General features: G+C 55.8%; 10 protein-coding genes. 6 read left to right on the top strand and 4 right to left on the bottom strand.

From position 1 onward, the window contains the following. Positions 1-2: 2 nt before the first annotated feature. A complete protein-coding gene (locus GZH47_RS14180; RefSeq protein WP_162640674.1) occupies positions 3-347 on the bottom strand; it encodes a YrdB family protein in 345 nt (114 codons plus the stop codon). A gap of 503 nt (positions 348-850) precedes the next feature. On the opposite strand from GZH47_RS14180, the gene GZH47_RS14175 reads away from it, so the two are divergent. From GZH47_RS14175 to GZH47_RS14150, 6 genes are all read left to right on the top strand, one after another. Then, positions 851-1033 carry a hypothetical protein gene (locus tag GZH47_RS14175; protein WP_162640673.1) on the top strand — a complete coding sequence of 61 codons (183 nt, stop codon included), beginning with the start codon at positions 851-853 and terminating at the stop codon, positions 1031-1033. A gap of 254 nt (positions 1034-1287) precedes the next feature. Beyond that, entirely contained in the window at positions 1288-2556 is a 1269-nt protein-coding gene (locus GZH47_RS14170) for an ABC transporter substrate-binding protein (protein WP_225446487.1), read from the top strand. Positions 2557-2595: 39 nt separating this feature from the next. Then, positions 2596-4422, top strand: a complete 1827-nt coding sequence (locus tag GZH47_RS14165; protein WP_162640672.1) for an ABC transporter permease — start codon at positions 2596-2598, stop codon at positions 4420-4422. A 1-nt stretch (position 4423) separates the two neighbouring features. Continuing rightward, positions 4424-5596: an ABC transporter ATP-binding protein gene (locus tag GZH47_RS14160; protein ID WP_162640671.1), complete on the top strand. Its 1173-nt coding sequence runs from the start codon at positions 4424-4426 to the stop codon at positions 5594-5596. Further along, positions 5568-6326, top strand: coding sequence for a PHP-associated domain-containing protein (locus GZH47_RS14155; protein WP_162640670.1), 759 nt, complete (start codon positions 5568-5570; stop codon positions 6324-6326). Before GZH47_RS14160 ends, GZH47_RS14155 begins: the two co-directional genes overlap by 29 nt. Before the next feature lie 28 nt (positions 6327-6354). After that, on the top strand, positions 6355-7191 hold the full coding sequence (locus GZH47_RS14150; protein ID WP_162640669.1) for a MurR/RpiR family transcriptional regulator: 837 nt from the start codon (positions 6355-6357) through the stop codon (positions 7189-7191). A 623-nt stretch (positions 7192-7814) separates the two neighbouring features. Here the strand turns inward: GZH47_RS14150 and GZH47_RS14145 are convergent. Genes GZH47_RS14145 through GZH47_RS14135 form a run of 3 tightly spaced genes read right to left on the bottom strand, consistent with a single transcriptional unit; the run spans position 7815 to position 12195 of the window. Further along, complete coding sequence (locus tag GZH47_RS14145) at positions 7815-8468, bottom strand: hydrolase (protein ID WP_162640668.1); 654 nt, start codon at positions 8466-8468, stop codon at positions 7815-7817. A gap of 21 nt (positions 8469-8489) precedes the next feature. Beyond that, complete coding sequence (locus GZH47_RS14140) at positions 8490-10283, bottom strand: ABC transporter ATP-binding protein (RefSeq protein WP_162640667.1); 1794 nt, start codon at positions 10281-10283, stop codon at positions 8490-8492. Further along, entirely contained in the window at positions 10276-12195 is a 1920-nt protein-coding gene (locus GZH47_RS14135; RefSeq protein ID WP_162640666.1) for an ABC transporter ATP-binding protein, read from the bottom strand. Before GZH47_RS14135 ends, GZH47_RS14140 begins: the two co-directional genes overlap by 8 nt. Positions 12196-12454: the final 259 nt, after the last annotated feature.

The raw sequence follows: 12454 nt of genomic DNA, 5'->3' as shown, positions 1-12454 counted from the left end.
AATCAACGTATTTTCCGCTTCGCCTTCAGCGAATACGACAGGACCAGCTCCACGACCGCGATAAGCATGAAGATCGTCCCCAGCTTATGCCGGCCCGTGTCGTACAAGGCGGCAGCGGCCGTTCCGAAGATGACAAGCTGAATGGCGAAGCGCATCAGGCTGCTGACCGGCATGGACGCTTTGGGAGCGACGAAAGTGCCCCACAGCACGGCGACCAGCGCAGGCGTTCCGACGCCTGCCGCGATTCGAACCCACTGAGCGGCCCCCGGGAGCTTGAACCCCCAGTAGCAGAATGCCGCAAGCGCGCACAGTTCGAGCAGAAAAAAGACGAGATCGATCAGAAGCATATCGAATCCTCCCCGGGAAGAATGGTGTCCGTGGTACATCATACGCTTCATCCTATCAGACTAGACGGGGGAATTGTACAACAATTAGCGGACGCCCGCGATGCGGATGGACCGCGCATGGGGAGACTTGCCGATTGTCATGTTGATCGCAACATGCAGCCTGTGCCGTGAGGATTCAACGCCTGTCCATATCGGTCGCCGTGAGCGGCTCATATAGCAATGTACAAGCCAATGAAGGAGGAGATGGATATGAGCAGATTTTTAGATGCGAGAACATCGCAAAACGCCAGTTTCGAAGAGTCGATTGAAATTCCATTCGAGTCCACCGAGCCCGTATTGTTCGGTCAGGTGGGATTGAACGTCGTCCAGCCCGGCGGAGTCATTCGCGTTCAGTTTTCGGCAACCGTCTCGATTGAATTCCTTGGCGAGTCTTCCGGGGCAGGCATTCTCGTCCAGATCATTCGGGGAACGGACCCGTCCGATACGCTGGTGTATAGCGGCCTATGGGCGGAAGGGCCGACGGGACGTCGATCGTACGCACGATTACCGTTGCCGGGGCCGACTTCGACGTGCCTGCGCCGCCCGAGAACGAGCTCGTCTACTCGGCGTTCGTCAGCACCAGCAATCTGGGGCCGATCCGGTTCGGTCCGGAAAGCTTTTATGCCACTGCATTTTCCGACTTCTAGCAGAAGCGCGAAGCAAGACAGCGATACCTGATCACCAACTGCGGATTGCCGGCGGCCTTTCACCTACAGGCTCGCCGGCTTTTCTTCGTAAATGAACAAAAATTATCATTTTTATAGAAATAAAAGTTTTTTACCGAAAATCAATATGCCCGTAACATGAGGCTTACACTTCGACCTTATAGTCATGGAGAGAGAAGAGAAACCATACGGATGAGGCTCGAGAAGGGCCCGCCGCCTAGGAGGATAACCGTAACATGATGAACCGGCTACATACCAACAAGCCTGCCAAGGCTGCGATCGTACTCGCAACTGCAATCATGATTATGACAGCCTGCGGACAAACCACCGACAATGACAACACCACGGCAAGCGGCAATGCCGACACGAATGCCAATACAACAGCGAACGCGAACGGACAGGCAGCAGACAACGCTGGCAGCGGCAACGACGCTTCAGCCAATGCGAGCGGAGCCGATGCAGCGGCTTCGGAGGATTCGGTCGACGCCCTGTATGCGAAAGCCAAAGAAGAAGGCAAGGTCATCGTCTACTCGACGTCCGGCCGCGCCAACGATGCCGCCGAGACATTCATGAAGAAATATCCGGAAATCAAAGTCGAAGTGAGCAAGGTCAAGTCCGACGAGATGATGGACAAAGTCATGAAGGAACAAGATGCCGGTCAATTCAATCCCGACGTTATCCTGACGAAAGAAGTCAGCGGCGCTGTCGAAGAAGAGATGGTTAAGCCGGGACGCTACATCAAATATCTGCCTGAGGATATCGCGCCGAACGTTGACGAGCCTTACCGCACGCAAGCGGAAGCCTATGCCAACTATGTGGAATTCCGGACGATTTTCTACAATGCCAAGCACTATGCGGAAGTGCCCGTGAAGAACTGGTGGGACCTGACGACGCCGGCGTTCAAAGGCAAGGTATACACGGCCGACCCGCTCAGCTCCCCGGCGTTCATGGATCTGTTCACGACGATGGTCAACAACAGCGACGATATGGCGGCGGCGTACAAAGAAGAATTCGGCAAGGACATCGTCCTGAACGGCACCGAGAATGCCGGCTACGAATTCATCAAGGAATTGTTCGACAACGGCCTGATCGTGCTGAAAGGCAGCGACGACGTTCTGGATGCCATCGGCAAAGCGGACAGCGACGCGGTCGGACTCGCGGTATCGGGCGACGTTTCGAAGAACGAAGAGAACGGCTGGACGATTCAGCCGGTCTACGACATCAAGCCGAAGACGGCCGTTCCGGATTCCGGTTACTTCTTCCTCGCGAACAAAGCGCCGCACGAGGCTGCCGCGAAGCTGTTCATCCGCTGGATGATGGGCGAGACGGACGGCAAGGGCGAAGGTCTCGCGCCGTTCAACGAAGTGGGCTCGTGGGTACCGCGCTCCGACGTGCAGACGAAGAACGACGTTTCGTTCGAGTCGCTCAACCTGTGGGCGTTCGACGGCGAGGCGCTTTACAATTCGGCACCGAAAGTACGCGACTTCTGGATCAAGCAAAAGTAAACGGATCGAAAGTCATTATTGGCAAGGGTGGAGAGAGCATTGGCGAACAAACCGGCGCTGACCGACCATCGGGCGCGGTTGTATAACCAGACCTTGAATTGGCTGCGTAATCCCGTTCATCTGATCGGGGTTGCAGCCCTTATCTTTTTATCGTACACGATTATATGGCCCGTGCTGAAAATCACGTATACGACGTTCATGTGGCGGCAGCAGGACGTCCGGCTGACGGCCGAAGCGAATCCGGGCCACTTCACGCTCTATCATTGGATTCGCGTGCTCGCCAGCGACATGAGCGCCTCGTTATTTTATAAGCCGATCCTGAACTCGCTGGCCGTGGGCGTTACGGTATCCGCGCTTTCCATGACGATCGGCTGCGGACTTGCATGGCTCGTGACGCGGACGGATATTCCGCTGAAGCGGACGATTTCGTTCCTTGCGGTCATTCCGTACCTGCTGCCGGCATGGATTCTGTCCCAGGCGTGGCTGACGTTCTTCAAGAACGGCAAGATCGGCGGGACGCCCGGCATTCTCCAATCGCTGATTCACGTTTCGCCGCCCGATTGGCTGTCTTACGGTTTCGTGCCGATCGTGGTTTCGCTGTCGCTGCACGACAGCGTCTTCTTCTTCCTGATCGTCGGCGCGGCGCTCAGCTCGATGAACAGTCAGCTGGAGGAAGCGGCCAGCGTGGCCGGAGCGCGGAGGTTCACGATTCTGCGGCGGATCGTCATGCCGCTCGTGCTGCCTTCGATGCTGTCGGGATTCATTCTGATCTTCACCAAAGCGATCAGCTCGTACGGGGTTCCGGCGCTGCTCGGCACGCCCGTTAACTTCTACATGATTTCGACCATGCTCTACTCCAGCATGCGCTCCCGGCTCACGACGGAGGCGAACGTGCTCAGCTTGACGCTCATGATCATCTCGATGCTGACGATTTATCTGAATCAGCGGGTCATCGGGCGCCGGCGGAGCTTCGTGACCGTCTCGGGCAAAGGCAGCGCGCGCACGCTTACGCCGCTCGGCTCGTGGAGGGTGCCCGCCGCGACGCTGTCCACGCTGGCGATGGCCGCGATTTCCATCGTGCCGCTTCTCGTGCTGCTGGTGCAGTCGTTCATGCTGAAGGAAGGCTCCTACAACCTGAGCAACTTCACCATGCATTATTGGTCGGGCGGTTCCGATCCGGCGATTAACACGGGGGAGAAGGGCGTGCTGCGCAATCCGATCTTCATGCTGGCGCTCAAGAATTCGCTCTATATCGCGGGAGCCGCGTCCATCATCGCGGCGGTTATCGGCTTGGTGCTCGGCTATGTCGTGGCGCGGGGGCGGCAATCGTGGCTTGGACGCATGGTCGACCAAGTGTCGTTCCTGCCGTACCTGATTCCGGGTATCTCGCTGGCGGCGCTGTACATTTCGATTTTCGCCAAGCCGGTCTTCTTCATTCCGGCGCTGTACGGCACGATTACGCTGCTGATTCTGATTACCGTCGTGAAAGAGCTGCCGTTCACCGTGAAAGCGGGCAGCGCCGCGATGATGCAAATCGGGCCGGAGCTGGAGGAAGCCGCGCAGATCGGGGGAGCATCCTGGTTTACGCGTTTCCGAAGGATTTTGCTGCCGCTGAACCGCAAGAGCCTTGTGTCTATCTTCCTATTAGTATTCATTGGCGCGATGAAGGAGATGGAGCTGATCATCATGCTCATCACGCCGCGGACGGAGACGCTGACGACGCTGACCTTCTATTATGCCGAGAAGGGCTACGAGCAGCTCACCAACGTGATTCTGATGATTATCATCGCCATCGTCATTGCGGTCTACGCCGTGGCGGTCAAGTTCGGCAAGGCGGATCTGACGCAAGGGATAGGAGGTCAATGACATGACAACGGCGGCAATCGAATTGAACAATATCCAGGTGCGCCTGCAGCAGAAGCAAGTGCTGGACGGGATCGATTTGACCATCGAGCAGGGGGATTTCATCACCTTCCTCGGCCCTTCCGGCTGCGGCAAGACGACCTTGCTGCGCACGATCGCGGGGCTCCAGCAGGCGGATGGCGGATCGATCCGGATCGGCGGCCGCGAGGTTGCCAACGGGGAGACGAATTTCCATATGGAGCCGTCGAAGCGCGGTCTCAGCCTGGTGTTCCAAAGCTACGCGCTGTGGCCGCATATGACGGTATTCGAGAACGTGGCGTTCGGCCTGCAGGTGCGCAGGATGGGCAAAGCCGAGGTGAAGCGGAGCGTGCAGGCGGCGCTGGATAAGATGCGCATACCGGAGCTGGCCGGCCGTTATCCGAGCGAGCTGTCCGGCGGCCAGCAGCAGCGCGTGGCGATCGCCCGCGCGATCGTGACCGAGCCGGATATCCTGCTGCTCGACGAGCCGCTCTCCAACTTGGATGCGAAGCTGCGGGTCGAGATGCGAGCGGAGCTGAAGCGGCTGCATCAGGAGCTGAACACGACGATCATCTACGTCACGCACGATCAGCACGAAGCGATGTCCTTATCGACCCGGGTCGCGGTGTTCTTCGGCGGATCCTTGGTGCAGACCGACAAGCCGCGCCTGCTGTATAAGCATCCGAAGACGCTGCAGGTGGCCGATTTTATCGGAAACGCGGGACTGCACCTGAACAGCATGGAAGGCGTCATTACGCATGAGCGCGGGCAAGCTTGGCTGAAGACGGCGGTGGCGGCCATTCCGGTCGAAGGCTGCGAGCTGGAGACGCACAAGGACGTGGTCATGACGATCAAGCCGGAGGATATTCGCTTGTACGACCGGCAAGGGCCGGACCGTATTGCCGCTGCCGTCGAGGCGGTCTTCCCGTCCGGAGCGGAAACGCTCGTGCAGCTGAACGCCGCCGGCGGCACCGCCATGATGGTTCGCGTCATGGGCGACGCCGATTATGAGCCGGGGACCGTGCTTTATGCGGATCTGCGCAAGGAACAACTGAATTTCTACGACAAACGGACGGGCATTCGCATGGAGCATGTCACGCCGATTTCGAACACATTGGAGGAATCGCATCATGAAGATCGACTTTCACATTCACGTTAAGCTATCTAAGAAAACCAATTTCGAGCAGGAGCATTTCGGCAGCATGATTAACGAAGCGCGGGCGCAGGGCCTGGACGCCATCACGCTGACGGAGCATTTCAACACGCACCGGTTCGAAGAGGTTTACGGCTCGCTCGACCGTCTGTATCCGTGCAATAATCATTACTATAACGCGGACGGCTTCAAAATCTTCACGGGCATGGAGGTCGACGTTGCCGAAGGCGGCCATATACTGGTCAGCGGTCCGAAGGATAAGCTGCTCGAGATTCGCAATGCGCTGGATCGGCATACGACGACCGAAACGTTCATCGGGCTGGAAGCCCTGTTCGAGCTGTGCGAGCCGCGCGGCATGATGGTCATCGGCGGTCACCCTTTCCGCGAGTCGAACCATCTGTACCATATCGACCGCGCATTGCTGCGCCGGTTCGATGCCTTCGATCTGAACGGCAAGGATTTGCACGAGATCGGCATTCAGGAGAATATCGCGAAAGTGCTGCCGCTCGGCGCCGAATTGGGCGTTCCGGTCGTGGCGGGAAGCGATGCCCATCAGATGTTCCAGGTCGGCTGCGTGCACAACGAGTTCGTCGGGAATTTCGAGACGATCGCCGAGCTGAAAACCGCTATCCGGTCGGGCGCCTACAAGCGCGTCATCTCGCCATCGCTGCATTTGCAGGTTCGCGCGGCGAACTTGGTGAAGAAGCTGCTCAAGAAGAAGAAGGAAGTCGTTTAATCGCTGCAGGGACCGCGGAGGGATGCGCATGGAATCGCTGTTTACCGATCGAAATTTCACGAAGGGCCATCAACGGCTCGCCGATTATATAAGCAAGCATATGGACGATATCGCATTCATGGTCGAGGAGGACCTGGCGCATGCGTGCCAAGTGAGCATTTCGACCGTTTCGCGCTTCTGGGCGGAGGTCGGCGCCAAGAATTTGAAGGAATTCAAGCAGCGGGTCAAGGACGAGGTGCTGCTGTCGCCTTCCCGCAAGCTGCAGTCCGCTTTCGACAAAGCGAGCGCCGGAACCGGTGCCGCGGCCAATGTGCTGGCAACGGCCGAGTACCTCAGGCAGTCGGCGGATCGGCTGGAGCAGGCTGAATTCGAGCGGGCCGCCGGGCTGCTGGGGACGGCGGGAACCGTCTATATCTACGGACCGGGTTCGGCGGAAAGCCTGACCGCGCTCATGGATTTTCGGTTGACTCGTTTCGGCGTGCCTGTCCGGCGGCTTGCGCGCGGAGGGCATGAGCTGTTCGATCAAATCATTCACGTCCAGAAACAGGATGCGATCGTGATCTTCGGCTTCGTGTCGGAGTCGCCGGAGATGGCGGTGCTGCTCGATTTTGCCAAGGAGCGCGGCTGCCGGACGCTGCTCATGACGGATTTGGTCGTCAGCGGCATGCTGGGCAAAGCCGATGTGCTGCTGTATACGGCTCGCGGCGAGCAGTGGGAGTTTCACTCCATGGTCGCGCCGGTCGCCATGATCGAGGCGCTGATCGTCGCCGTCGGCAAGCTGCGCGAGGAGCAGGCGCTGCACAACGGCGAGGAGCTGCACCGGCTGCGGCGGCAGTATCAGAAGCTGCTGCCGAAGAAGGTTTGAGCGGGCGGTGCATTGGGTTGGGCCGATGATGCCGAAGTCGATGCTCGAAGTCGAAGACGATTCCGATGATGCCGATGCCGAAGTCGATGCTCAAAGTCGATTCCGATTCTCGGGGCGTACTTGGCTGGAGCACGAGCACCTGGCAACGAATCGTATGAATCTTATGGGGCCCCAATACGCCAATGTTAATATCTAACGAACCATACAAGCTTTATTGCTAGCAAAATCTCACTTTTTCGCCCATTTTCACGTATTTTCCCTATCATAGCGACGCTGGGATTCGTTAAATTGGATTTCCCTTTATTTTCGAACCTATAAGCGCGATACGATTCGTTAGCGACTATAGCTGTTCTTCAAAACTCATTTATTCGTCCTGGCGAGATATTGTACATGCGGTATCCTGCCATATCCTCTTAGGGAGACGGATCGTCAAGAACTGATGTCGAGGTTAATCCAAGGATTACCGAGCATGGATCGATGCGATAAAGCCCGGCTGCATGCAGCCGGGCTTTATCGTTATTCGAGTTCGCCTCGTCTATTCTTGGCCCGTGATTGTAGCGACGGCGCCAACGACTAGTATGCTGGCTTAGTTGATCGCGGCCTGCAACGACCATTAAGGCCCCCTAATTGGCGGCGTTTACCCACTCGCGAGCGAACGGGATCTGGTATAAGAGGGCGGCTCTCCTAAGCGCAAGGAGTCCCAGGTCCACGGAGGTTTCGATATAGCCGACGATCTGGTCGAAAGTGAAAACCTGCAGCGGCTCCTTCAACGTGCCCTGATCGTAGGCCATATCGCCAAGTACCTGAGGAAGGAAGTCCTCAACTTCCTTGGCTTTCACCTCATGGATATCCAGGACCGAGGGGACGTAATAGAGCGCTTCGCGCAATCGATCCCTGGCATCGTAATGCTCCAACAGCTTACCATTTAGCAGTCGAAAGTCGTTATGATAGCGTGGATATAATGCCGGATCGGCGTCCATCCGGTTCTTCAGCCATGCCAGATTGAACCCCTTCAGCCATATATCGTCCGCAACCAGATGCGTGAAATAGCCCAATACATACGGATTCGCAGCTTGCGTATGATATTTATATAGAAACCCTCTATAATCCACGCTTCGCGAATAGTCCCGCACATCCCCTTGGAAGAAATGGGACTCGTTCTTCGTCGTCACCGCGTCCGGTGCAAGGCTGCCAAGCAGAAACGGCGTCCGCTCTTCGATAGACAGAATGTCCGCGATCCGATTCGCGATAATCGCGTGCATGATTCTTGATCCCATGGTTCTCACCTCTATTCGTGATCAGGCGGTTTGAGGATTCTCGACGACGTAATACTTGGCTTGTGCTTTGAACATCTCGCCGTACTTGCCTGGCACCTCGACGAGCTGGCGATGGCTGCCGTACTGGGTAATCATCCCGTTCTCGAACACGGCGATCGTATCGCAGAACTGGCAGGAGGACAGACGATGAGAGATGTAGATCGTCGTCTTGTCGCTGATCACCTCGTTGAAGTTGTGATACACCTTGTACTCGGCCAGCGGATCAAGCGCGGCGGTCGGCTCGTCCAGAATCATGATCGGCGCATCCTTGTAGATCGCCCTTGCGATGGCAATCTTCTGCTGCTCCCCGCCCGAGAATTCTACGCCTTGATCGTTGAACCAGCTGCGAATATGCGTGTCCGGCCCGTGAGGGAGCTCGTTCATCCGTTCTATGAACCCGGCTTTGCGCATCGCTTCGTCGAAGCGCTCCGCGTCATGGGGCCGGTTGAACTCCAAATTTTCTTTTAGCGTGAAATTAAAGAGTTGGAAGTCCTGGAATACCACCGAGAACAGCTTCTGGTATTCCTCGAGCGGATACTCGCGAATGTCCACGCCGTCCAAGAGAATCCGGCCCTCGGTCGGTTCGTAGAGCCGTGCCAGCAGCTTGATGAATGTCGTCTTGCCTGCGCCGTTCTCTCCTACGAGCGACAGCTTCTTTCCTGTCTCCAAGGTGATGGATACATTCGTCAGCGCATCCCTCTCCGCGCCGATATACCGGAAGCTGACGCGATCGAATGCAATCGTATGCTTCGCATTCCTTTCCAGCTTGCGAGTGCCTTTGTCCTTCATAGACGGATACTCCATGAAGATAATATAGTCGTTCATGTAATCGCAGGTGGTGGCCAGCCGAATGCCTTGCGTCAGAATGTTCGTGATACTCTCGGCAAAACTGACCGAGGCCGTGAACAGCATCTGAAACTGTCCGATCGAGATGGCCTTGTCCAAGACCCGAAGTCCCAGATAGCCATAGAGTACGCCTTGTTGAACAGCGGTCACCAACAGACTGCCGGAGGTGATGAATACGAAGGGCTTCAGAAACCGGTTCGTTTCCTTGACCATATGATTCATATAGCCTTCCGCCTTGGCGTTGACCAGCTGTTGACCGTCATACAGCCGGATATCCACCCCGTACTTGTCTCCTTGAAGCACGCGATCGGCCAGATACCAGTACTTGGTGTCCAGTTTGGCGCGATCCTCCTTGAAGCGAAGCTCGGCTCGGCGAGACAGATACGTGAACAGAAACCCGATTGCCACCAGCGCCAGCAAGGCGATCAGCAACAGCGGCTCTACGCTGCCGATAATCGTTAGCGTACTCACGAATGTAATAATACCGGACGTGAATGTCTTCAGAATATCCGTAAGTCCCCGTAAGCCGCTAGACCACCAGCCCATGCCGTTTCTGGCTTTGGACTGCATCTCCAGCATAGCCGGATCCTCCGTGTACTCGTAATCCATCTCCATCGTCTTACGGGTAAGCTGACGATCGCTATAGTCGCTGAACCGTTGATGAAATACCGTCTGCTCGTATCGGCAGAAGTTGCCGATGATCCGTGCGGCGAAGAAGAGCAGCACCATGATCGCTACCGTCTGGATAATGACGCCCGGACGGCGTTCATGGAGCAATTCATCGATAATGATTCGCGGGAAAATAATCGCGATCAGCGGCTGCAGACCAGTGACCACCATATCTACGATTACGGCGAGAAAGTAATATTTGTCCATCTTCCAAGCTTGGCCGTAGAAGTATTTCATAACCGTCCATATGCGCTTAAACATGTTCGCCCTCCATCTTGTAGTACTGGGCCTGCATCCGGAACATCTCCGCGTATTTGCCTCCTTGGGCGACCAGCTCGTCATGGCTGCCGCATTCCACGATCGTTCCCTCTTCGAACAGCGCAATGCGCGAGCAGAAGCGCGTGCTGGACAGGCGATGCGAAATATAGATGGAGGTCTTGCCCTGCACCATGCTGCCGAACTCCTGATACAGTTTCTCTTCCGCCAAAGCATCCAGCGCCGAGGTCGGTTCATCCAATACGACGCATGGCGCATCCTTGTACAGGGCACGGGCCAGTGCCAGCTTCTGCTGCTCCCCGCCGGACATGTTGGTGCCATCCGCTTCCCAGTCGTTGGACAGACATTGATTTGCCTTCTTGGGCAGGCCGTTAACGCGATCCCACAAGCCAGCGGATTGCAGGCATTCATTCACTCGCGTCATGTCCGAAGGCGCTTCCTTCATAGTCACATTCTCGGCAATGGTAAATGCAAAAGGAGCGATCTCCTGGAATACCGGAGCAATCAGCTTGTAATACTCGTTTTTGTCATAGCTTGCGACGTTAACGCCGTTCAGCAGAATCTCGCCGGAGGTCGGCTCGTAGAGACGCGTCAGCAATTTAATAAACGTCGATTTGCCCGCGCCATTATGCCCGACAATCGCAAGCTTCTCCTCCGGCTCGATGGTGAAGGAAATATTCTTGATGACATCTGCATCGGCTCCCGGATAGCGGAAGCTGACATCGTTGAAGGTGAAACGCATCCCCTGCGGAAAAGCGGTCGGGACAGAAATGCCTTCATTATGCCCCTCGGCATAATCCAGAAAGCCGCGGAAGTCATCGATATAGCGCGTCTGCATCAGCACCGAAGCACTGTACTTCAACAGGCTGGATAAATTGCGCGAAAACGTGCTGAGCGCCAGTACCAGCATTGCGAACGTCGCAATGTTCATGTCGCGATACAAGACCGCATAACATAGCCAGCCATAGGTCAACGAATCCTGAACGAGAGCCATCACCGTATCGAAGTGCTCCCGCTGTCTCGTGTTGCGGAAGGTGCGTTTGTCGTTGACCAGAATTTTGCCGTGATTGAACTCGTACTTGTCCATCAGATAATTCGTCATATTATAGAAGCGAATATCCTTGGCGGTTTCGAAGCTGCCGCCCTGATGGAAGATGTACGTACAGATCGGCGCAAATAAGAACCTGATGTCGGCAATCAGTTTATTTACCTTGTCCACGTACAGCTGCAGCAGGAAGCTGCAGACGATGGTGACGGCCAGCAGCAGAATAAACCAAGGACTGACCAATAAGATCGCAGTGCCCATGGCTGCTATCGTCAGCACTTGAGTCGTCAAGCTTCGCGTATCGTTGAATACGATCTCGATGCCTACCGTGTTGTTGTGGTTGCCGAAAATCGCCTCGCTGGCTTTCCAGTTCAGCATATGGAAGCGCCTGTCGTCGAGCTGCACGAAGTCGCAATTCATCAGCCGCTGACCCTTCAGGAAGCCTAACCGCAGCTTGATCAGCATGAAGCGATAGACCGACAGATTATTGCCGTTCTGGAACACCGCCGTAGCGATGAATAGCGATAGCGCTGCTGCGATCGCGTACAGAATCACCCGTTCCCGGTCCTGGCCGACCGTCAGCTCGTTCAGCAGCAGCTTGATAATGACGATCGGAACGATGCTGGCGGCAGCTTCGAAGACCGAGGACAGAATCATCATCATGAACTGAAATTTATCGTACTGCCAGATCGCCTTGTACGAATAAGCCAGATTATTGACGAAGCCGTTCTTCTTCACCTTGATCATGTCGCGATCGCGTTCTGCCTGCCTCTTCACGAGAAAGTCGATATTTTTTCTTTCTTCTTCTTTCTCCTGACGTTTCAGCTTTCGCTTGTCGGCGAGTGTCGCCATCCAACTTCCCCCCTAATTCCTAGTCGAGCCGATGGGACTCACGCCTAATGGCAGCTAAACCGGCTACACCCATTTTTGTTGTCTTCATGCCTACACCTCGCAATCTCAAAGGCCCGCACTAAGGATTCGTCTTGCAGCGAACGTTTCCTTCTTGAAATTGTAATAAAAAACGGTTTTATCCAATTTTTATTGCAGAAAAAACGGAACGCTCCGCTTACGAGCATTCCGTTCCGTTTGTTGCTATCGCACTTGAGCATTG

The sequence above is a fragment of the Paenibacillus rhizovicinus genome, assembly GCF_010365285.1.
In the GTDB taxonomy this organism is placed as follows: domain Bacteria; phylum Bacillota; class Bacilli; order Paenibacillales; family Paenibacillaceae; genus Paenibacillus_Z; species Paenibacillus_Z rhizovicinus.
This window is presented reverse-complemented; position numbering and strand designations above follow the sequence as displayed.